This is a genomic window from Mesorhizobium sp. AD1-1, from assembly GCF_020164655.1.
Classification (GTDB): domain Bacteria; phylum Pseudomonadota; class Alphaproteobacteria; order Rhizobiales; family Rhizobiaceae; genus Mesorhizobium; species Mesorhizobium ciceri.
In genome coordinates this window covers 255,102-276,095 of sequence record NZ_JAIUGP010000001.1, presented here as the reverse complement: position 1 = coordinate 276,095, position 20,994 = coordinate 255,102, and the positions used below count along the sequence as shown (strand labels likewise).

Here is a 20,994-nt window from a genome sequence, read left to right as displayed (position 1 = left end):
GCTGGTGCGTCGGACATTCGGCGACGATGCGGCGCTTGACGAAAGCCTCGTCGACCATCTCGGATATCCGCCAAACGTCGACGCCATCCAGAGGTTAGCCGGCTCTATATTTCCGCGGATCCTGCGGGCCCTGCCGACCGCGACTCCAATTTCGTGGCTGCCCTGTCAGGGTGCGTGCAGAAGTTCTTGCCGAATGGGCTCGAGATAGGTTTGCGGATGCAAGCGTCCCCAAACATGGTCGCGCTCGGTCAGATGCTTAACCTGCTCTATCCAGCGCCTTGGCGCATCGGGGTCCCTGACCTCATGCCAGTCGTCGACGATAATGACCGGCAGACCCTGATAGAGCGGGTCGAGCGGCGAGGTCTTGGTGACGACGATGCAGCCGAGATAGAACAGCTCCCATGTCCTATGGCAGTCCAGGCCGTTGCCTTCGGTGGACAGCACAAGCGGGTATTGCGAGTACAGTTGCCAGATCGAGCGCTGCGAGACGCGTTTCGTCAGGAAATCGATATGCGGACATCCGCGCAGGGCATCAAGCAGTTCCCGGCGCTGTCTCGAGCCATTGCTGATGCTGAAATCAGAGAACAGTCTGGGCGGGCGGCGGTCCACATGATCCTGCCGGGCGCGTATGATTTCCAGTTGCTTCACAAGCCCTTCCGGCGTGGCGAAGGACCGAGGCGTGTGAAGATCGAGCCCGATCGGGAAAGGCTTGACCCTGGGGTGAGTGCCGTCACAATTCTGGCTGTACCAGGAGACCAGGAAGGGGTTGGCGAGAAGCTGGTCGACGGTGTCCTTCGCCAGATCCGACGGCACCGAAGCATCGCCATCGGTCGTCAGCAGCGTGAACGGTGCCGTGATCGTTGGCAACACGATCCTGACGAACGTGTCGAGATCACAGGTTTGCGCATCCCTGGACAAGGTGCTCAGACGCAGCCAGACGATGCCATGTGCGCCGCTGTAATGCTGGCGGAAAAATGCCTCGCTCTGTGTCGATGCGGTTGACGCGTTGCGATACCAGCGCGGCCCGGCGAAATCGCAGAAATGTCCGATCCCCTGCGACCACAGCACGGGCGGAACGCCAAGAAATCTCAGCGCCCTGGAATAGACGGCTCTTTTGACTGCCCTTCGCAACCTGCCCATGGGCAACTCCTAGCGCGGATGCCAATACCGTTGCAACGTGCTGCCCGACATATTCGCCTTGAGCGGAACATAGGCCAAAAGTTTCCCCGCAATACCCATTCCGGCTCCGGAGAACCCAACTTACGACAGGCGCAGCCGCCGGCGAGGCAGGCGGCGATCTACAGACTTGATTATGACAAAGGTCGAAGGGCTTGCGGTCGGCGCAGGCCGCACGTCTCAATCGTGCAATTCCCGCGATATCGGCGGCCCCACCGAAAAGCCGGAGAATGTGACCTCGAAGCCCTCGCGTTGCGGCGAACAGCACATCATGCCGACATCGACCGTCCTGGAGATCGGAAAGTAGGCGAGCCGCACAGGCTTCCAGTGGCCGTCGGAAGCATCGAGATACTGGACACGGATCGTTTCGGCGTGACGGGTCAGCCGGATCCTGACGCCGCCCGGACCGGCATGAATGGCGACCAGCGACCAGTCTGACGTGTCGTTGGTGACCACGACGGAGAAATAGGCAAGGCCGTCGGTGTACTCGATACCGGCCTTGATCCAATGGGTTTCGCTGAGCCGCACCATCAGCCCCGCCTGATCATAAAGCACCTCGTAGTCGCCTTTGACGGTGACCTCGGCGGTGAAATCGCCTTCGACGGGCCGGTGCAGGAAGTGGCCATTGTCGCGCCAGAAACCGTAGAAGGTCTCGCGCCAGAAATCGGTCTCCTTGCCGGTGCGCACACGAACGCTGTCGCCGTCGATAGAATGGTGCGGCGGCGGGTTAAGCCAGGTCAGGTCCTGCACTGTCATCCTTCGCGCCGCTCCAATCCAGATGTTCATGGCGGGGTTGCCGGCGTGGTCGGCAGTGACCGATCAGCCCGGCTGATCGGTCGACGGCCGATCAGCCCGCGAATGTATAGGCCGTCTTCACCGTGGTGTAGAACTCCGCCGCATAGTGGCCCTGCTCGCGCGGCCCATAGCTCGAACCCTTGCGGCCGCCGAAGGGAACATGGAAATCGACACCCGCCGTCGGCAGGTTGACCATCACCATGCCGGCCTCCGAATTGCGCTTGAAGTGCGTGGCATGCTTGAGGCTCGAGGTGCAGATGCCGGAGGTCAAGCCGAAGGGCGTGTCGTTGGCAACGGAAAGCGCCTCGTCATAGTCCTTGACGCGAATGACGCTGGCGACAGGCCCGAAAATCTCCTCGCGCGAACTGCGCATGGCGTTGGTCGCCTCGGTCAGCAACGCCGGCTGCAGGTAGAAGCCCGGCGTCTTGCGGTCGAGCCGCTCGCCACCGAAGGCGAGCGTGGCACCTTCCCTGACGCCGATGGCGATATAGTCCTCGTCCTGCTTCAGCTGCGTCGCGTCGACGACAGGACCGATCTGGGTCTGCGCGTCGAGCGCATCGCCGATGACCAGTTTGCTCATGCGATCCTTGAGGGCGTCGACGAAGCGGTCGTGAATGCCGTCAGCCACAATCAGCCTGGACGAGGCGGTGCAGCGCTGGCCGGTCGAGAAGAAGGCACCGTTGAGCGCGCAATCGACGGCGATCGCGAGGTCGGCATCGTCGAGCACGACCAGCGGGTTCTTGCCGCCCATTTCAAGCTGGAACTTGCGCATGTGTTCGATGCTTGCCGCAGCGACGCGCTTGCCGGTGCCGACCGAGCCGGTGAAGCTGATGGCGTTGACATCGGGACTGTCGAGCATCGCCTGACCGACGACCGAGCCCTTGCCCATGACGAGATTGAGCACGCCCTTCGGCAGGCCGGCGCGATGCAGGATGTCGACGATGGTCCAGGCGCTCTCGGGAACCAGTTCCGCCGGCTTGAAGACGACGGTGTTGCCGTGTGTCAGCGCCGGGGCGATCTTCCAGGCCGGAATAGCGATCGGAAAATTCCACGGCGTGATGATGCCGACCACGCCGACCGCCTCGCGCGTCATCTCGACGCCGACGCCCGGCCGCACGCTCGGCACGACCTCTCCGGTCAAACGCAACGTTTCGCCGGCAAAGAAGTCGAATATCTGGGCGGCGCGAATTGTCTCGCCGATGCCTTCGGCCAGCGTCTTGCCTTCCTCTCGCGCCAGGTTGCGGCCGATCTCGTCCTTGCGCGCCAGAATCTCGTCGGAGGCCTTTTTCAACACCGCGTGACGCGCCAGCGGACCGGAGCGGGACCAAGCCGGGAACGCTGCCTTGGCCGCGGCGATCGCCTGCTGGGCCTGTTCGACACCCGCCGAGGCATAGTCGCCGACGACGTCGCCGGTATCCGAGGGGTTGATGTTGCGCGAACCGGCATCGCCGACCCACTCGCCATCGATGAGGTTCTTTCGAAACAGCGTCATATCGTGTGTTCCTGCTTGTTGGCCGCGCGGGCATCTGTCTGAACTGGTATTTGCCAGACAATTGCCTCGCGGGAAAGCAAACAGTGAACCGCCAGCCGCGACAAAAATCCCCGTGCCTGCGCCGCGCGGATGGCGGGCGACGACGATTCCCCATCGAGCCTCGATGCAGCCAACCTCCATCGTGCATCAATCGGCTTGGGCCGATTCATCCTGTACACTTATGTCCATAGCCTTGATTTGCCTGAGGCAGCATGTCATGCGTCGTGTCGATGGCAGCTCTCGAAACGACGATTCAGCGCGCCGGCGCCACCGGCAACATCAAGGCCACTCGCGAAGACTGGCTGAAGCTTGCGCTTGAAACGTTGATCTCTGACGGAGTCGAACGCGTCCGCGTGCTGACGCTTGGCCAGAAGCTCGATGTGTCGCGCTCCAGCTTCTACTGGTATTTCAAGAGCCGGCAGGATCTGCTCGACCAGTTGCTGGATTACTGGCGGCAGACGAATACCAAATTCATCGTGGAACGCGCCAGGCGGCCTTCCGCCACCGTCATACGCGGGGTGATGAGCATTTTCGAATGCTGGGTGGACGAAAGGCTGTTCGACCCCCAGCTGGATTTCGCGATCAGGGCCTGGGCCCGTCGCTCGCCCGCCATCAGGCGCGCGTTAGACGAGGCCGACGAGGAGCGTGTCAACGCCATACGCGACATGTTCATGCGTCACGGCTACGACGAGGAGGATGCCTTCGTGCGGGCCCGCGTGCTGTATTTCATGCAGATCGGCTATTACTCGCTTGAGCTCAACGAGCCGATGAGCAGCCGCCTGCCTCACGTCGCCGGTTATCTGCGCAGCTTCACCGGCCAGGAGCCTCCGGCGGAGGATGTCGAGGACTTCTCGCGCTATGTCGAGAAGACGCTTTCGCGCAACCGATAGTACGGCCCGGCCGCCGCGGCCTGACGATTTCGCTTCGCGCATCGGCCCAATAGCAAGCACGGTTGCTGCCGACAGCAGCAGAGGAGCCCTCTGCCGTATCGGCGCAGAGCGGCGTCATGGGGCGCTCATTCCGCTATCCGCCAAGCTCTAGACACATATGTACAATACCGATAGGGTACGCCACACTGGCTGGGTGGAGTGCGACAGGATGAAATCCCAATATCGGGCGATCGTCATCGGCGGCGGAGTGGTTGGAGCCTCGGTGCTCTATCACCTGGCGAAGTTCGGCTGGAGCGACGTCGCGCTGATCGAACGCGAGGTGCTGACCGCAGGGTCGAGTTGGCATGCGGCCGGCGGGTTCCATGCGCTGAACGCCGATCCCAACATCGCCGCCCTGCAGGCCTACACGATCGACCTGCTCTCCGAGGTCGAGAAGGAATCGGGCCAGAGCATCGGCATGCACATGACCGGCGGTATTTCGGTCGCCTCGGCGCCGGAGCGCTGGGAATGGCTCAAGACTTCCTACCGCATCTTCCAGACCATGGGCATCGACGATGTCCACCTGGTCGGAGTCGATGAGATCAAGCAGCGCTGCCCGATCCTCAACACCGACGGCATGCTGGGTGGACTCTATGCCGCGCGCGAAGGCCATATCGATCCCTCGGGCGTCGTGCACGCCTATGCCAAGGCAGCCAGGCTGCGCGGCGCCGATATCATCGAGCACAACCGCGTGCTGGCACTCAACCGCCGCGCGGACGGCGGCTGGGACGTAGTCACCGAGAAGGGCACGGTGATTGCCGAACACGTCGTCAATGCCGGCGGGCTGTGGGCCAAGCAGGTCGGCCGGATGGCCGGCATCGACCTGCCGGTGTCGCCGATGGAGCACCATTATCTCGTCACCGAGGCGCTGCCCGAAATCCAGGCGCTGGACAAGGAATTGCCGCTGATCGTCGATCTCGAAGGCTTCACCTACATGCGCCAGGAACAGAAAGGCCTGCTGCTCGGCATCTACGAGATCAACCACAAGCACTGGAACATGGATGGGGCGCCGTGGGATTACGGCATTGAACTGATCCAGGAAGACACCGACCGCATCGCCGACGAGTTGGCCCTCGGCTTCAGCCGATACCCCTGCCTGGAGAATGCCGGCATCAAGCGCTGGGTGAACGGCGCCTTCACCTTCTCGCCGGACGGCAATCCGCTGGTCGGCCCGGTGCGCGGGGTTCCCAACTACTGGGTGGCGTGCGGCGTCATGGCCGGTTTCCTGCAAGGCGGCGGGGTCGGCAAGTCGCTTGCCGAATGGATGATCCATGGCGAGCCGGAAGCCGATGTCTACGGCATGGACATCGCCCGCTATGGCGATTTCGCCTCCAACCGCGAATACATCAGGCAGACCACCGGGCAGTTCTATTCGCGCCGCTTTGTCATGAGCTATCCCAACGAGCAGTTGCCGGCGGGGCGGCCCTTGAAGACAGCCGGCGCGCATGACGCGATGGATGCCGCCGGCGCGCGCTGGGGCAATTCATGGGGCATGGAAGTGCCGCTCTATTTCGCGCCGCATGGCTTCGTCGAGACACCGACGCTGAAGCGCTCCAACGCCTTCGACATCGTCGCACAGGAATGCCGCAAGGTGCGCGAGGGCGTCGGTCTGCTCGATATCACTGCCTTCTCGCGCTACGAAATCGCCGGGCCGCAGGCGGAAGCTTGGCTCGACCGGCTGCTTGCCTGTGCGCTGCCCAAGCCGGGTCGCGCCAAGCTCGCGCCTATGCTCGGCGAAAACGGCAAGCTCAAGGGTGACCTCACCGTCTTCAACTGGGGCGATGGCTCCTGGTGGATCATGGGATCCTACTATCTGCGCCAGTGGCATATGCGCTGGTTCGAGCAGCATATGAGCGACGGCGTCACCGTCCGCGACATTTCAGACGCGGTCGTCGGTTTCTCGCTGGCTGGTCCCAATGCGCGAATGTTGCTTGAGCGCCTCACACATCAGGACGTTTCGCACGAGGCCTTTGGCTTTCTAGCCTGCAAGACATTGGATGTCGGGCTGGTGCGGGCCAAAGTCGGGCGGCTCTCGGTCATCGGCGAACTCGGCTACGAGATCCATTGCCAGGCCAATGAGCACGCAGGCCTGCGCCGCGCGCTGCTTGCCGCAGGCAGCGATCTGGGCGTCACCGAATACGGCTTCGGCGCGGTCAATTCGCTGCGGCTCGAAAAGAGCTTTGGTATCTGGTCGCGCGAGTTCACGCAGGACTATACGCCCGATGAGACCGGGATGGACCGCTGGATCGCTTTCGACAAGGGCGATTTCATCGGCCGCGAGGCGGCCCGGAAGGAGCTGAAGGCTTCATCGAGGCGCACGCTGGTGACGCTCGAAATCGACGCGGCGGACGCCGATGCCAGCGGTTACGAGCCGGTCTGGTATAGAGGCAAGCTTGCTGGCTTCGTCACCTCGGGCGGCTACGGCCATACGGTCGGCAAGAGCCTCGCCATGGCGCTGGTCGAGCGCGAGGTGGCTGATATCGATACGCAGTTGACAACCCACATCGTCGGCGTCGAAAGAGGTGCGCGCGTCATCGCCTCGTCGCCATACGATCCGCTGGGCAAGGCGATGCGGGCATGACCGATCGAACCGGTGACGTCGGTGCGGAAGACCATGCGATGATCCACGTTTCTTTCCGAAAATCAGGCCTGTCCGGCACGTCATGACCACACGCTATTCCGCCTTTTCGCTGTTCAAGGAGGGCCTGGCCGGCCAAACCGGCTGGCAACCGGCGTGGCGCTCGCCCGAGCCGAAACTGTCCTATGATGCGATCGTCATCGGTGGCGGCGGCCATGGGCTGGCAACGGCCTATTACCTGGCCAAGAATCACAACATCACCAGGGTAGCGGTGCTGGAAAAAGGCTGGATCGGCGGCGGCAACACCGGCCGCAACACCACCGTGGTGCGCTCCAACTACTATTATCCGGAGAGCGTCGAGCTATACGGGCTGGCGCACCGGCTCTATGAGGGATTGTCGAAAGAGCTCAACTACAACGTCATGCTGTCGCAACGCGGCATGGTCAATCTCTGCCACTCGACCGGCGAGATGGAGATCGGCGCCCGCACCGTCAACGCCATGCAGATCAACGGCATCGATGCAGAGCTGTTTTCGCCTGACGATGTGCGCCGGGTGGCGCCGATCTACAATTTTTCACCGGACGCACGCTTCCCGGTGTTCGGCGGTATCTGGCAAGGCAGGGCCGGAACGGCACGCCATGATGCGGTCGCCTGGGGCTATGCGCGGGCCGCAAGCCGACTCGGCGTCGACATCATCCAGAACTGCGAGATCACCGATTTCATCATCGAGGGCGGCCGCTTCCGTGGCGTCCAGACCTCGCGTGGCGCGATCCGTGCCGAGCGTATCGGCATGGCGGTGGCCGGGCATTCTTCGGTGCTGGCGGCCAAGGCCGGCTTCCGCCTGCCGATCAATTCCTATGCGCTGCAGGCCTGCGTGTCCGAACCGGTCAAGCCGATCCTCGACACGGTGGTGCTGTCGCCCGGCTGCGGCGTCTATGTCAGCCAGTCGGACAAGGGCGAGATCGTCATCGGCGGCGGGCTCGACCGCATTCCTTCCTATGCGCAACGCGGCAATCTGCCGACGCTGGAGGGGGTGATCGCCGGCCTTTTGGAGATGTTCCCGATCTTCGGCCAGCTCAAGCTGATGCGGCAATGGGCTGGGATCGTCGATGTCGTGCCGGACTCCTCGCCGATCATCGGCCCCTCGCCGCTGCCCGGCCTGTTCCTCAATTGCGGCTGGGGCACGGGCGGCTTCAAGGCCATTCCCGCAGGCGGCACGCTGCTGGCGAACCTGCTGGCGACTGGCGAACACAACCACATCAGCCGTCCATTCGACCTTGATCGCTTCGCCAGCGGGCGGCTGATCGACGAAGCGGCCGGCTCCGGCATCGCGCACTGATGCATGTCGCCCAAAAGTGCGCAGCGGTTTTGGGAGAACGACATGCATAAAGACGAAGATTGAGGATTTTATGCAGCTCTTTCCTTGCCCATTCTGTGGTCCGCGCGACGAAACCGAATTCCACTATGGCGGCGATGCCGGCAACATCAGGCCGGATGGCGCCGATGTGCCGATCGATCGCTGGGCAAACTATCTCTATCTGCGCACCAATCCGAAAGGCGCGGCGCGCGAGATCTGGGTTCACATGAACTGCGGCGAGTTCTTCGTTATGGAGCGCGACACCGTCACCCACAAGGTGCTGTCCTCGGCCGCACTCGGCGGGGAGCACGTCGCGTGACCGCCTCACGTCTTGCCACCGGCGGCAGCGCCATCGACCGCTCGCGCCCGATCCGCTTCAGCTTCGACGGAACCATCGTGCAAGGCTTTGCCGGTGACACCATCGCCTCGGCGCTGCTGGCGGGTGACGTCGCGGTCGTCGGCCGCAGCTTCAAATACCACCGGCCGCGCGGCATATGGGGCGCCGGCGTCGAGGAGCCAAATGCGCTGGTCGATATCGGCGGCACGCGGGCAACGCCGAACACCCGCGCCACGACCGAGCCGGCCCGGGACGGACTGGTGGCGAAAAGCGTCAACGCCACGCCCAGCGCGCTGGCCGACCGCAACGCCTTCCTCGACCGTTTCGCGCGCTTCATTCCAGCGGCGTTCTACTACAAGACCTTCATGTGGCCGGACTGGCACAGGTTCGAGCCGCGCATCCGCGCCATGGCGGGATTGGGCACAGTCGACGCCGACTGGACCTCGCCCGGCAAGGCCGACCAGATCAACCATCATTGCGATGTGCTGGTTGTAGGCGCGGGACCGGCCGGGCTGGCGGCGGCAGGGCTGGCGTCCGGTGCTGGCCTGACCGTCACACTGGTCGACGACCAGCAGAGTCCCGGCGGATCGCTCGGCCATCGTGCCGCGGAGATCGACGGCAAGCCGGCGGCCGTATGGGTCAAGGAGACGATTGCCGGGCTTGCCGCTGGCGGTCACCTCATCCTGCCTTCGACCACCGCCTTCGGCATTTACGACCACAATCTGGTCGGGCTGAACCAGCGTCATCTCGACGGCCGGCCGGATACGCTGTGGCGGGTCAGGCCGCGCCAGATCGTGCTGGCGACCGGCGCCATCGAGCGGCCGCTGCCTTTCGCCAACAACGATCTGCCGGGCATCATGTCGGCGGATGCGGCGTTCGCCTATCTCCGGCGCCACGCTGTGCTGGTCGGCCGCCGCATCATCGTCGCCACCAACAATGACAGCGCCTATGAGGTGGCGGGGGCGCTTGCCGAGGTTGGCGCCGAAGTCAGGCTTGTCGATATCCGGCGTGACGGCGCGCCTGCGGCGGCGGCCAATGTCCGGCTGATCAAGGGGCGTTCTCTCGCATCCGCCAGCGGCAAGCTGCGCGTCGACGGCGTGACGCTCGACGACGGCACGAGGTTCGATGCCGATTGCGTTGTGGTCTCCGGCGGGTGGACGCCGACCATCCATCTCTTCGGCCAGGCCAGGGGCAAGCTCGCCTGGAGCGATGCGCGCGCGGCCTTCCTGCCGGGCGAACCGGTCGGCGGTATCGCCGTGGTCGGCGCCGCAGCCGGCGCGGTCTCCTTGTCGGAGGTGTTTGCCGGCGTGGAAAAGGCATTCGCCGGCAAGGAGAACGCGGCAACACCACGCAGCACCGGGCCGGAGGCGACGGACGGCATTCTCCCGGCCTGGCCGATGCCGGGCTCGAAAGGCCGCATCTGGATCGACTACCAGAACGACGTGACGGTGAAGGACGTCGAGCTGGCCGCACGCGAAAACTTCGTCTCGGTCGAACATCTGAAGCGCTACACCACGCTCGGCATGGCGACCGACCAGGGCAAGACCTCCAACCTGCCCGGGCTGGCGCTGATGGCAGGGATTACCGGCCGCACGGTGCCGGAGGTCGGCACCACCACCTACCGGCCGCCGTTCACGCCGGTGCCGCTGGCAAGCTTTGCCGGCGCGCGCGTCGGTGAATTGATGGCGCCGGTACGGCGACTGCCGCTCGAAAACGTCCATCGCGCCAGCGGCGCTGTCTTCCAGGAATATGGCGGCTGGCTGCGGCCTGCCCACTATGGCGGCAACGCGGACGCGGAACGTTCGATCGCGGACGAGGCGCGACGTGCGCGCCAGTCGGTCGCGCTGTTCGATGGTTCGACGCTCGGCAAGATCGAGGTGATCGGGCCGCAGGCGACGGCGTTCGTCGATTTCCTCTACTACAACACCATGTCAACACTGAAACCGGGCCGCTGCCGCTATGGCTTCATGCTGTCTGAGAACGGCGTGGTCTTCGACGACGGCGTGCTGGTGCGGCTGGACGAGCATCGCTTCATCGTGTCGTGCTCGTCCTCGCATGTCGCCGCCGTCCATGCGCGGCTGGAGGAATGGCGCCAGGACCGTTTTGGCCGCAGCGCCGTTTACATCCACAACGCCACACCGGACATGGCGACACTGACCGTTTCGGGGCCAAATGCCCGCAAGCTGCTGGAAAAGCTGCATCTTGGCCTCTCGCTCGACGATGCCGACCTGCCGCATATGGCGATCGGTCATGGCACTTATGCCGGCGACGAAGTCCGCATCGCCCGCGTCAGTTTCACCGGCGACAGGAGCTACGAGATTTCGATCCGGGCCGACCACGCCGAGCCGCTATGGGCGCATCTGCGCGAGGCCGGCCAGGCGCTCGACGCCATCGTCATCGGCCTGGAGGCGCTGATGATCCTGCGTGCCGAAAAGGGTTTTATCGTCATCGGCAAGGACACCGACGGCACCACATTGCCGCATGATCTCGGCGTCCACGGTCCGCGGGCCAAACGCAAGACCGAGTTCGTCGGCCGCCGCTCATTGTTCACCGAGGAGGCGTCGCGTGACAATCGCATGCAGCTTGTCGGGCTGGCAGTGCCGCAAGGCGAAGCACCGCTGCCGACCGGCGCGCATGGCATCAAACGGATCGACGGGAGATTGCACAGCCAGGGCTTTGTCACCTCGAGCTACCAGAGCCCGACGCTTGGCCGCCCGGTTGCGCTTGGGCTGATAGAGCGCGGCGCGACGCGGCACGGCGAGACGATCGACATCCAGCATCTCGGCAAGATCAGCAAGGCGACAATTACCGCCCCTTGCGCCTTCGACCCGGCAGGAGACCGGCTGCATGCGTGATCTCGCGGAAAAATGGTCCGTTGCACCGGACTGGCAGGGCGCGGTCATCGCCACGCCGGGCCTTGCGATACGAGCAGTCCTCGACCTCTCCCAGTTGCTGGTCAGCGGCGATCTCGACGCATGGGCGCGAGTATCTGGCGTGGACCGCACTGGTGTCGGAGCCTTTGGCACCGCACAAGGTGACCGCTATGCGGCACGACTGGCGCGCGACCGGCTGCTGGTCGTCTCGAACAGCCCGCTTGCCATCGCCTCGGGCTGGCACACAGACGGGTTCGCGGTGACGGCGATCAGCGCCGGGTTGCAAATGTTCGAGGCCGAGGGCACGGCGCTCGACGCTTTCATCGCGCGTGGAACGACGCTCGATCCCAGCCAAGCGAGCGCCAGTGCAGCGCTCTCCTTCGCCGACATCAGCGCCGTCGTCTATCGCCATGACGCCAAGCTGCGCATCCATGTCGATCGCGGTCTTGCCGCCTATCTCTGGACATGGATGGAAATTGCCGCCGGCAACATCGCCGCAGGATCAGCGAAGTAGCCGGTTACGGCTGGTCAGAGTGTGAACGACCAGAACAGGCAGGCCAGCGTCGCGGCGGCAAAGACGGCGAAGAACAGGCTGCGCAGCAGCACGTTGCGGCGCAGCTCGTTCATGACAAAGTGACAACCGACGATCGCCGCGGCAAACAGGAACCGCCAGTTCAGCAATGTCCACACGGCGCTGCCCTGCCCGAACGCCCATCTGGCGACCATACAGCCGACGATGGTCGCAAACAGTGCGATCACGGTCCAGAAAAGGGCATCGGCGGCATGGGTCAGGACGATACCGGCCGCCCTTATCGGCAGGATCATCATCAGCATCGCGCTGAAGAAATAGACGGCGGCAATCGGGATGAACACGCCGGCGTCGGCAATGCCGTCAAGGCGCCTGACGCCGATCGCGCCATAGGGATAGCCGTGCCTGGCGACAGCCAGGCTCAACGCCATGAGCAAGGCGGTCAGCACGGCGACCAATGCGAAGGATGTGAGGGCTTTGCTCATGACGTTCCTGTCCCAGACGAATCAGACAGGAACGGTTTTAGCGGTCGGTCGTAAATTGCGCGTAAGCGGGGGCGCTGCCCTCACGGATTTCGTTCAGTTCAATCTGGCTGACGACAGGCTATTCAGCGGCGATCCGGCCTGCCGAACGATTGGCCAGCACAAAGCCGACCTCGTCGACCGCCTGCGCCGCACGCTTAAGGATCGCCTCGGAGCGCGGCACGCCGTCGGTGAAATCCTTGTCGGTGGCGTAGACGGCGGTGGGCAGCGCAAAGGCCTCGAAGAAGCCGAACAGCGGCCGCAGCTGATGCTCGACGATCAAGGCATGGCGCTCGCCACCGCCGGTCGCCGTCAGCACGATGGGCTTTCCCCGCAATGCCGCCGGATCGATCAGATCGAAGAAATGCTTGAACAGGCCGGTATAGCTGCCCTTGTAGGTCGGCGAGCCCACGACAAGCACGTCGGCGGCGAGGATTTGTTCCAGGATCGCGTGCGCCTGGCCGTCGAGATCGCGGGCCCATTTCGCCGTTCCCAGCGACGGCCCGAGATCCTCGATATCATAGGTGCTCGCCGATAGGCCGTGGCTGGCGGCGATGTCCCTGGCGACCAGATCGACGAAGGCGCGCGTCTTTGACGGCCTGGTGATGTTGCCGGAAAAGCCGACGACTGTTGGGTTTGACATGGCAGTGGGCCTCTTGAATGGTCGAAGGTTTGACGTGGCGGGCCGCCAGCCCGCCGGTGGAAATCAGCTCCAAGCGTGCAGCGGCGGGTTTTCGCCGTTGAGGAAATATTTGCCGAGGATCGAGTACTTCCAGCGCACCGGATCGTGCAGCGTGTGCGTGCGAGCGTTGCGCCAATGCCGGTCGAGATTGTGCTCGGCCAGGGTTGAGCGGGTCCCTGCCAGTTCGAACAGCTTGTTGGTGGCGGCGATGGCGATCTCTGTCGACAGGATTTTTGCCTCGGCAGTGACGATCTGGGCGTGCGCCACCGTCTCGGCTGTCGGCTCGGCCACTGCCCGGTCGATTGCATGACCGGCCTTTTCGAGCAGCGCCTGCGCCGCGTGCAGGCGCAGCGTCAGGTCGCCGATGGCCTGAATGGTGTAGGGATCGTCCCAGGCGTTGTCGACGCCGCTGTCGATCCAGGCGCGGCTTTTGGTCCTGACGAAATCGACCGTCTCGTCGATCGCCGCCTGGGCGATGCCGGTGTCCACGGCCACCTGGATGATCTGGAAGATGGCGCCGTCGGCGGTCGGTTTGTCGTAGCCCTTGTAGCCGGGTACCAGATGCGTCTTCGGCACCTTGACGTTGTCGATGATGACGGTGCCGGACAGGGTCGTGCGCTGGCCGAAGCTCGACCAGTCGTCGATGACGGTCAGGCCGGGTGCGCCGCGGTCGGCGATCGCATACCAGGCGCGGCCCTCGTCATCGAGCGCCACGATCGGCACCAGATGGGCGAGCAGCGCGCCAGACGAATAGAATTTCCGGCCGTTGACGACCACATGATCGCCGGCATCGGTGAAGCGGGTCTCGAAATCGGCGGCGCGCTTGGAGCCGAACTCGGAAAAGGCGTTGCCGAACCGGGTGCCCTTCAGCGCTTCGGCGAACAGCAGCTTCTGCTGGTCCGCGTCAGAGACGGTGCGGATGGCAGCGACGACGCCGAGATGGTTCTGCGCAACCTGGCCGATCGAGGAATCCGCCGCCGAGATGATCTCGATCACCTTCGCCAGCGTCGCATAGGACACCTCCGGCCCACCGAATGCCTTGGGTACATTGATCGACCACAGGCCGCTTTGCGAAAAGGCATCGAGTTCGGCGACCGGCCAGATCCGTTCACGGTCGCGCCGGGAGGAGTCCTTGACGAATTCGGCGGCGAGCGCATGGGCAACCGCAATCGCCTCGGCGTCGTCCTTGATGATGTGCGCCGGGGCGGTCGGCCTTGCGACTGGCGGCACGGCGGCGGAAGCCTTGTCGGTCTTGACGGTCGAAACGGTCATTTCACTGCTCCTTGGGATTTCGATTCAGGCAACGGCGTGGAGATGGGCGGGCTTGGTGGCGGGTGACGCCTGTTGCCCGGGGTTCGATTGACCGAGATAGAAGGCCCTGATGTCCTCGCGCTGGCGAAGCTCGGGGGCCGCGCCGGCGAGAACGGAAACGCCGTTCTCCAGCACCGTGGCATGGTCGGCATATCGCAGCGCCACTGCGGAGTTCTGCTCGGCGACCAGGATGGATAGGCCAGTCTCGCGGTTGAGTTTTTTCAAGCTCTGGAAGATGTCCTGGACGATGATTGGCGCGAGCCCCATCGACGGTTCGTCCAGGACGAGCAGCCGCGGCCGCGACATCAGCGCCCTGCCGATGGCGGTCATCTGCTGTTCGCCGCCGGAGGTCAGGCCGGACAATGTCCGGCGTTTTTCCCGAAGCCTCGGGAAATAGCCGTAGATCCGTTCGAGATCCCCGTTGATCTCGGCGCGGCTGCCGCTGCGGCCGATGCCGCCGGCGATCAGATTCTCCTCGACGGTGAGGCTTTTGAAGCAGTGGCGGCCTTCCAGCACCTGAACCAGCCCGGCGCGCACCAGATCACCCGGTTTGCGGCGCGAGACATCCGAGCCGTCATAGCGGATGGTGCCGGCATTGACCTGGCCGCGTTCGGCCGGCAGCAGGTTGGAGACGGCCTTCAGCGTCGTGGTCTTGCCAGCGCCATTGGCACCGAGCAATGCCAGTATCTGGCCGCGCCTGAGCTCGAAACTGACGCCATGCAGCGCCGTGATGGCGTGGTTGTAGGTGGCATGGACCGTGTCCACAGCAAGAATGACGTCATCGTTCGGCATAGGCTGTTCTTTCGCGGTTCGAAAACCGAACAGGTCGGGCGCCACGGAAACTTGGTCCGCGACGCCCGGCACTGACTGATCAGTTGGTGGTCACAGCATTGGCATCGTCGGCGGTGCGCAGCTTGATGCCCTTCTCGGCGGCGTAGGCCTCGGCGGACTTCTCGATGATTGGCCGCAGAAGCGCCCAGTCCGGCGCGATCCAGTCGGAGACGACGTTCCACTTCTTGCCGTCCCACTGCTGGAAGGTCACGTAGCCTTCGCCTTCATGGTTGTCCCAGCTGACATTGATCGAGTGGAACAGGTCCTTGGCGCCGAGCGCCTCGACCTTGGCCGGATCAAGCTTGAGATGCTCGAAGCCCCAGCGGACCTCGTCGCCGGTCAGCGTGCGGTGGCCGAACTTCTCCTGCGCGACCCGGATCGCCTCGACATTGAGGATGCCGTTGACGATGCCGAGATTGTGGTAGACCGAGCCGATGCGCGCCTTGTCTTCAAGGTTACCCTTGCCGGCGCCGTAGACCGTCTTCACGATCTCCTGAACCACCGGGTAGGAGTTGCCGGAAGCCTGCGTGGTGATGGCGGTGTAACCCTTGGCGGCGTCGCCGGCAGGGATGACATCCTCTTCAGAATTCGACCAGACATTGCCGACGATGTGATCGACGGGATAGCCGACCTTGACCGCCGTCTTCAGCGCCACCGGGTTCATCACACCCCAGCCGCGCAGGACGACGAAATCCGGCTTGGCGCGGCGGATGGTCAGCCACTGCGACTGCTGCTCGTTGCCGGGATGCGGCACCTCGATCTGCTGCACGGTGAAGCCGTATTTCTGCGCCAGCAGCTCATAGATCGGGATGGTCTCCTTGCCGTAGGGCGAGCCGTGATAGAGCACGACGATCTTCTTTCCCTTCAGCTTGTCGATGCCGCCTTCCTTGGAGGCGATGTAGTTCACGATGCCTGATGTCTCGCTGTAGGGATTGAGCAGCAGCGGGAAGACGTAGGGGAAGACACGCCCGTCGGTGGAATCGGTGCGGCCGTGGTTGACGGTGATCAGCGGCACCTTGTCGGCGGTGATGCGGTCAATCATGGCATAGGCGATGCCGACCGAGAGCGGGTTCCAGGCGGCGGCGCCGGCATGGCTCTTCTGCCGCTCGTAGCATTCGACGCCGCGCTCGACCTCGTACTGGGTCTCGCATTCGTCCCAGGTCAGCTTGACGCCGTTGACGCCGCCGTCGCGGATGTTGATGAGGTTGAGATAGTCGATGAAGCCGCCGAAGAAGCCGGTGCCGCCGGCCGCGTAAGGCCCGACGCGATAGCTTTGCAGCGGGAAATATTGTTCGTCGGCGTGCGCGGCGGGCAAGGCCACCGACACGATCATCGCCGCGGACAACGCCGCCGCCTTGATTGTGCTGAGGAAAGTCATGGTCGAGGTACTCCCGGTATGGGCCGTCTTGTTCGGCCCCTTGTTCATTTTCGGATGCGTCAGCTCAGGTCGACTGCCAGGCGAACAGGAGCCGTCTTCGGACCCTGTCCCACAGCGCCACCAGCCCGTCGGGCTCAAGGATCAGAACCAGGATGATGAGCGCGCCCAGAACGATGCGCTGGCTCATGTCGAGCACGCCCGAATCGAAGAGATCGCCGAGCAGGAAGCCGCCGAGGCGCGACAGAGCGAGCGGGAAAACCACGATGAGGGCGGCGCCGAAAAACGCGCCGCGGATCGAAGCCAGCCCACCGATGATGATGATGAACAGGACCTGGAACGACCGGTCGAGATCGAAGCCGTCCGGCTCGACGGTCCTCAGGTAGGCGAAGGCCCAGATGACGCCTGCGACGCCGATGATGAAGGACGAGATGGCGAAGGCCAGCAGCTTGGTCTTCAGCACCGGGATGCCGATGATGCGGGCGGCGGTTTCATTGTCGCGGATGGCGATGAAGTTGCGCCCGGTCTGCGACGAGACCAGCCGATGGGCAAGGAAGGTCAGGACGGTGACGATGGTCAGTGCAAAGAGATAGCGACCGATGGCGCCGTCGAGCGCGAAACCTGAGATCGACAGTCTCGGCGCGTCGATGACGCCTGACGCCGAGTTGTTGGAGAACCAGCTGAACTTGGTCAGCCCCCATTGCACGAAGAACTGCGCGGCGAGCGTCGAGACCGCGAGATAAAAACCCTTCAGACGCAGGCTGGGCAGGCCGAAAACGATGCCGATCGCGGCGGCGACGATGCCGGCCAGGAAGATGCTGCCGATCAGCGGCAGGCCCTCGACGCGCAGGTTGAAATTATAGGCGGCGAAGGCGCCCGCCGCCATGAAGGCGGCACTGCCCAGCGAGACCTGGCCGGCATAGCCGGTGAGAATGTTCAAGCCCACGCCTGCGAGGCTGAGCGCCAGGAACGGCAGCAGGATGGCCTCGAACAGATAACTTGAGCCGATCAGCGGCACGACACCATAGGCGAAGGCGAGCAGCAGGACCGGTACGACCCATTTCGGCAGCACCGGCGCGGCGACGAAATCGCTTGTTATCGCGGTCATCGTTCAGATCCTCTCAACGAGCTTCTGGCCGAACAGGCCGGAAGGGCGGATCAGCAGGAAGACGAGCGCGACGACATAGGCAAACCAGCTCTCGATGCCGCCGCCGAAATAATCGCCGATATAGACCTCGGCGAGCTTCTCACTGGCGCCGATCAGCAGCCCGCCGACGATGGCGCCGAGGATGGAATCGAAGCCGCCGAGCACCAGCACCGGCAGCGCCTTCAGCACCACCAGCGACAGCGAGAACTGCACGCCGAGGCGTGCGCCCCAGAGCAGTCCCGCCACCAGGGCGACAAGGCCGGCGGCAGCCCACACGGTGGCCCAGATCAAGGGCAGCCTGAGGCCGACCGCGAGGGCCGCGAACTGATCATCGGCAACGGCGCGGAAGGAGAGGCCGATGCGGGTGTAGCGGAAGAACAGCGACAGCAGGAGGACCATGCCGGCGGCAACCACCGCGGCAAAAATGTCGAACTGGCTGATCAGCACGCCGCCGATTTCCAGCGGCACGTCCTCGATGCCGAGATCGAGGCCATGGACCTGCGTGCCCCAGATCAGCTGGGCGGCGCCCTCGATGATGTAGGACAGGCCGAGCATCGCCATGAACAGTGTGATCGGCGGCTTGTTGGTCAGTGGCCGCAGCACCGTGCGCTCGATGGCGACACCCATCGCCACCATGATGGCGAAGGTGACCGCCAGCGCCAGCGCGAACGGAATACCGCGCTCGACGAGGCTGACGAAGGTGAGTGCCGCAAACAGCAGCATCGCGCCTTGCGCGAAATTGAGCACGCCCGAGGTCTTGTAGATGAGCACGAAGCCGATCGCGACAAGCGAATACATGACGCCTGAGAGCAGGCCGCCGACGAGCACTTCGATGAAGAATTGGTAGTCGAAATCGGCGATCATATGCCTGCCCCGTCCTCATTGTCCGAGGCGACGCCGAGATAGGCATCGATGACGCGTTGGTCGTTCCTGACTTCATCGGGCGTGGCGTCGGCGATCTTGCGGCCGTAGTCGAGAACGGCGATGCGATCGGACAGACCCATGACGACGCCGACATCGTGCTCGATCAACACCGCGGTGGTGGCGAAACGATCGCGCGCGGCACGGACGAAAGACGCCATCTCGCTCTTTTCGCTCGCTGTCATGCCGGCCATCGGCTCGTCGAGCAAAAGCAGGCGCGGCTCGGCCACCAGCGCGCGGGCCAGTTCGACACGCTTCTGCAGCCCGTAAGGCAAGGTGCCGACAAGACGGTCGCGAATGGCGGTGAGATGGAGGAATTCAAGGATCTGTTCGGCACGGCTGCGTGAATCGCGCTGCTCGCCACGCGAGCGGCCGATGCCGAGCACCTGGCCGGCAAAGTTGGAGCGAACCTTGTAGGCAAGGCCAGAGGCGACATTGTCGAGGACGCTTAGGCCCTTGAACAGTGCGAGATTCTGGAAGGTTCTGGCGACGCCGAGATGGGCCAGCCGCTGCGTCGGGACCTGGGCATAGGAGGTACCGTCGAGCTGGACATGGCCGCTATCCGGCCGGTAGACGCCGCTGATGACGTTGATCAGCGAACTCTTGCCGGCGCCGTTCGGGCCGATGATGGCACGGATCTCGCCTTGGCGGACCGATAGGTCGATATCGGCCAGTGCCACGACGCCGCCAAAGGACAGGCTGATGCCCTGAAGCGAAAGCAACGGAGAGGCGGCGGCAACGGACTCTGCCGGCCTGGCGGCATCTTCGAACGACTGCTCCGGCCGCTGGTCTGACGGCAAGCCGCGCGCAAAGACCTCCGGTGCATAGGCGGAAGCCTCCATCACTCCGAGCGTATAACTGGGCAACGGCATTCCAATCGTCCTCGATTAGGCGCGCAAAGACCTATTGCCGCCCGACGGATCAGCGCACCGGGCAAGCTCCATGTGTGCAGGCCGGCGCGTGTCCGGCGTGCCTATGGGGTGACTATTCCGCCGCCAGCGACGCCGCCGCCTCGGCGTCTTCCAGTTCGCGAACGAGCGGGATGACATGCTTGCCGAAATACTCGACCTCTTCCTGGAAGTGCAGGAAACCGAGCAGGATGAGATCCGCACCCGCGCGCTTCAGGTCGACGACGCGTTGAGCGACCTGCCTGGGGGTGCCGATCAGGTTCGAGCGGAAGCCGTCATTGTACTGGACCAGATCGTCGAAGGATGATTTCGCCCAATTGCCCTCACCTTCCGGCGAGGCCTTGCCGGCATTCTTGACCTCATGGCCAAAAGCATTGACCGCGTCGGGATTGGCCTCGGCGATGATTTCGGCGAGCACCGCCCTGGCCTCGTCCTCGGTCTCGCGAACGACCGCGAAGGCGTTGACGCCAACTTTGACGGAATGGTTATTGGCCTTCGCCTTGACTCTGATATCATCGACCTGCTTGGCGATCTCGGCCGGCGTGTTGCCGTTGGTGAAGTACCAGTCCGAAACGCGCGATGCCATGTCGCGCGCGGCGCGCGACGAGCCGCCCTGGAAGATTTCGGGTACTTGCGGCGGTTTCGGCTTCAGCGAATACTCATTGAAGCGGTAGAAATCGCCACGGAAGGTGAAGCTGTCTTCAGTCCATATTCCGCGCAGCGCCCGGATGAATTCCTCCGAGCGGCGGTAGCGCTCGTCATGGTCGAGCCAATGCTCGCCGATGGCATGGAACTCGCCGCGGAACCAGCCGGAGACAAGGTTGATCGCGACGCGGCCGTTGGTCAGGTAGCTGATGGTGGCGATCTGCTTGGCCGCCAGCGCCGGGTTCCATGGTCCTGGCAGGATCGCCGCGATGACCTTGAGCGTCGTGGTCGCCGCCAGCAGATCATGGCTGAACGCCACCGATTCATGCTGTTCGTCGGCGCCGTAGCCGGCGGTGAAACGTATCTGGCTGAGCGCGTAATCGAAGCCGGCCTTCTCGGCGATCTGCGCCAGCTTGCGATTGTACTCGGCAGAATGGTTGGTGCGCTGCTCGATGTTGGAAATCACCAGGCCGCCCGAAACATTCGGCACCCAATAGGCGAATTTGATCGGATCGGCTTCTGCATGTGCCATGAACTGTCTCCCATTC

The 20,994-nt window shown here is 63.8% G+C and carries 18 protein-coding genes; 6 read left to right on the top strand and 12 right to left on the bottom strand.

All coding sequences use genetic code 11. The features are described from left to right. Positions 1-165 precede the first annotated feature (165 nt). The 3 genes from LB519_RS01295 to LB519_RS01285 form a co-directional block, all read right to left on the bottom strand. Complete coding sequence (locus LB519_RS01295; RefSeq protein WP_224618404.1) at positions 166-1,140, bottom strand: hypothetical protein; 975 nt, start codon at positions 1,138-1,140, stop codon at positions 166-168. Positions 1,141-1,356: 216 nt separating this feature from the next. Further along, positions 1,357-1,932: a DUF1349 domain-containing protein gene (locus LB519_RS01290; protein WP_063170443.1), complete on the bottom strand. Its 576-nt coding sequence runs from the start codon at positions 1,930-1,932 to the stop codon at positions 1,357-1,359. A 91-nt stretch (positions 1,933-2,023) separates the two neighbouring features. After that, positions 2,024-3,463 (bottom strand): aldehyde dehydrogenase family protein, encoded by a 1,440-nt coding sequence (locus LB519_RS01285; protein ID WP_013528145.1) that lies wholly within the window; start codon positions 3,461-3,463, stop codon positions 2,024-2,026. A gap of 269 nt (positions 3,464-3,732) precedes the next feature. On the opposite strand from LB519_RS01285, the gene LB519_RS01280 reads away from it, so the two are divergent. The 6 genes from LB519_RS01280 to LB519_RS01255 all read left to right on the top strand — a co-directional run bounded on the left by LB519_RS01280 (position 3,733) and on the right by LB519_RS01255 (position 12,090). Then, on the top strand, positions 3,733-4,392 hold the full coding sequence (locus LB519_RS01280; protein WP_024501867.1) for a TetR/AcrR family transcriptional regulator: 660 nt from the start codon (positions 3,733-3,735) through the stop codon (positions 4,390-4,392). Between the two features lie 208 nt (positions 4,393-4,600). Further along, a complete protein-coding gene (locus tag LB519_RS01275; RefSeq protein ID WP_224618402.1) occupies positions 4,601-7,012 on the top strand; it encodes an FAD-dependent oxidoreductase in 2,412 nt (803 codons plus the stop codon). A gap of 82 nt (positions 7,013-7,094) precedes the next feature. Further along, a complete protein-coding gene (locus tag LB519_RS01270) occupies positions 7,095-8,348 on the top strand; it encodes a sarcosine oxidase subunit beta (RefSeq protein ID WP_224618400.1) in 1,254 nt (417 codons plus the stop codon). A 70-nt stretch (positions 8,349-8,418) separates the two neighbouring features. Continuing rightward, positions 8,419-8,685: a sarcosine oxidase subunit delta gene (locus LB519_RS01265; RefSeq protein WP_063171074.1), complete on the top strand. Its 267-nt coding sequence runs from the start codon at positions 8,419-8,421 to the stop codon at positions 8,683-8,685. Next, positions 8,682-11,558 (top strand): sarcosine oxidase subunit alpha family protein, encoded by a 2,877-nt coding sequence (locus LB519_RS01260; RefSeq protein ID WP_063171073.1) that lies wholly within the window; start codon positions 8,682-8,684, stop codon positions 11,556-11,558. Before LB519_RS01265 ends, LB519_RS01260 begins: the two co-directional genes overlap by 4 nt. After that, positions 11,551-12,090 (top strand): hypothetical protein, encoded by a 540-nt coding sequence (locus tag LB519_RS01255; RefSeq protein ID WP_063171072.1) that lies wholly within the window; start codon positions 11,551-11,553, stop codon positions 12,088-12,090. The genes LB519_RS01260 and LB519_RS01255 overlap by 8 nt, the downstream gene beginning before the upstream one ends. A 14-nt stretch (positions 12,091-12,104) precedes the next feature. Here the strand turns inward: LB519_RS01255 and LB519_RS01250 are convergent, their stop codons facing one another. The 9 genes from LB519_RS01250 to sfnG form a co-directional block, all read right to left on the bottom strand. Further along, positions 12,105-12,590: a hypothetical protein gene (locus LB519_RS01250; RefSeq protein ID WP_063171071.1), complete on the bottom strand. Its 486-nt coding sequence runs from the start codon at positions 12,588-12,590 to the stop codon at positions 12,105-12,107. 118 nt (positions 12,591-12,708) lie between these two features. Then, on the bottom strand, positions 12,709-13,269 hold the full coding sequence (gene msuE, locus LB519_RS01245) for an FMN reductase (protein ID WP_224618398.1): 561 nt from the start codon (positions 13,267-13,269) through the stop codon (positions 12,709-12,711). Positions 13,270-13,332: 63 nt separating this feature from the next. Further along, positions 13,333-14,580 (bottom strand): SfnB family sulfur acquisition oxidoreductase, encoded by a 1,248-nt coding sequence (locus LB519_RS01240; protein WP_063171069.1) that lies wholly within the window; start codon positions 14,578-14,580, stop codon positions 13,333-13,335. A 24-nt stretch (positions 14,581-14,604) separates the two neighbouring features. Further along, positions 14,605-15,411 carry an ABC transporter ATP-binding protein gene (locus LB519_RS01235; protein WP_024501876.1) on the bottom strand — a complete coding sequence of 269 codons (807 nt, stop codon included), beginning with the start codon at positions 15,409-15,411 and terminating at the stop codon, positions 14,605-14,607. Positions 15,412-15,490: 79 nt separating this feature from the next. Beyond that, positions 15,491-16,828 carry an ABC transporter substrate-binding protein gene (locus LB519_RS01230; protein ID WP_224618396.1) on the bottom strand — a complete coding sequence of 446 codons (1,338 nt, stop codon included), beginning with the start codon at positions 16,826-16,828 and terminating at the stop codon, positions 15,491-15,493. Positions 16,829-16,892: 64 nt separating this feature from the next. Beyond that, positions 16,893-17,933 carry a branched-chain amino acid ABC transporter permease gene (locus tag LB519_RS01225; RefSeq protein WP_224618393.1) on the bottom strand — a complete coding sequence of 347 codons (1,041 nt, stop codon included), beginning with the start codon at positions 17,931-17,933 and terminating at the stop codon, positions 16,893-16,895. 3 nt (positions 17,934-17,936) lie between these two features. After that, positions 17,937-18,836, bottom strand: coding sequence for a branched-chain amino acid ABC transporter permease (locus tag LB519_RS01220; RefSeq protein ID WP_224618392.1), 900 nt, complete (start codon positions 18,834-18,836; stop codon positions 17,937-17,939). Beyond that, positions 18,833-19,765 (bottom strand): ABC transporter ATP-binding protein, encoded by a 933-nt coding sequence (locus tag LB519_RS01215; protein ID WP_224618390.1) that lies wholly within the window; start codon positions 19,763-19,765, stop codon positions 18,833-18,835. The genes LB519_RS01220 and LB519_RS01215 overlap by 4 nt, the downstream gene beginning before the upstream one ends. Before the next feature lie 112 nt (positions 19,766-19,877). Beyond that, the gene (sfnG, locus tag LB519_RS01210; protein ID WP_013528160.1) at positions 19,878-20,978 is read right to left on the bottom strand and encodes a dimethylsulfone monooxygenase SfnG; all 1,101 of its coding nucleotides are present in this window, start codon (positions 20,976-20,978) and stop codon (positions 19,878-19,880) included. Between the last annotated feature and the right edge of the window lie 16 nt (positions 20,979-20,994).

Bases quoted from the DNA above. Each gene is read 5' to 3' on its own strand.
- LB519_RS01295 (WP_224618404.1), bottom strand. From the start codon at position 1,140: ATGGGCAGGTTGCGAAGGGCAGTCAAAAGAGCCGTCTATTCCAGGGCG.
- LB519_RS01290 (WP_063170443.1), bottom strand. From the start codon at position 1,932: ATGACAGTGCAGGACCTGACCTGGCTTAACCCGCCGCCGCACCATTCT.
- LB519_RS01285 (WP_013528145.1), bottom strand. From the start codon at position 3,463: ATGACGCTGTTTCGAAAGAACCTCATCGATGGCGAGTGGGTCGGCGAT.
- LB519_RS01280 (WP_024501867.1), top strand. From the start codon at position 3,733: ATGGCAGCTCTCGAAACGACGATTCAGCGCGCCGGCGCCACCGGCAAC.
- LB519_RS01275 (WP_224618402.1), top strand. From the start codon at position 4,601: ATGAAATCCCAATATCGGGCGATCGTCATCGGCGGCGGAGTGGTTGGA.
- LB519_RS01270 (WP_224618400.1), top strand. From the start codon at position 7,095: ATGACCACACGCTATTCCGCCTTTTCGCTGTTCAAGGAGGGCCTGGCC.
- LB519_RS01265 (WP_063171074.1), top strand. From the start codon at position 8,419: ATGCAGCTCTTTCCTTGCCCATTCTGTGGTCCGCGCGACGAAACCGAA.
- LB519_RS01255 (WP_063171072.1), top strand. From the start codon at position 11,551: ATGCGTGATCTCGCGGAAAAATGGTCCGTTGCACCGGACTGGCAGGGC.
- LB519_RS01250 (WP_063171071.1), bottom strand. From the start codon at position 12,590: ATGAGCAAAGCCCTCACATCCTTCGCATTGGTCGCCGTGCTGACCGCC.
- msuE (WP_224618398.1), bottom strand. From the start codon at position 13,269: ATGTCAAACCCAACAGTCGTCGGCTTTTCCGGCAACATCACCAGGCCG.
- LB519_RS01240 (WP_063171069.1), bottom strand. From the start codon at position 14,580: ATGACCGTTTCGACCGTCAAGACCGACAAGGCTTCCGCCGCCGTGCCG.
- LB519_RS01235 (WP_024501876.1), bottom strand. From the start codon at position 15,411: ATGCCGAACGATGACGTCATTCTTGCTGTGGACACGGTCCATGCCACC.
- LB519_RS01230 (WP_224618396.1), bottom strand. From the start codon at position 16,828: ATGACTTTCCTCAGCACAATCAAGGCGGCGGCGTTGTCCGCGGCGATG.
- LB519_RS01225 (WP_224618393.1), bottom strand. From the start codon at position 17,933: ATGACCGCGATAACAAGCGATTTCGTCGCCGCGCCGGTGCTGCCGAAA.
- LB519_RS01220 (WP_224618392.1), bottom strand. From the start codon at position 18,836: ATGATCGCCGATTTCGACTACCAATTCTTCATCGAAGTGCTCGTCGGC.
- LB519_RS01215 (WP_224618390.1), bottom strand. From the start codon at position 19,765: ATGCCGTTGCCCAGTTATACGCTCGGAGTGATGGAGGCTTCCGCCTAT.
- sfnG (WP_013528160.1), bottom strand. From the start codon at position 20,978: ATGGCACATGCAGAAGCCGATCCGATCAAATTCGCCTATTGGGTGCCG.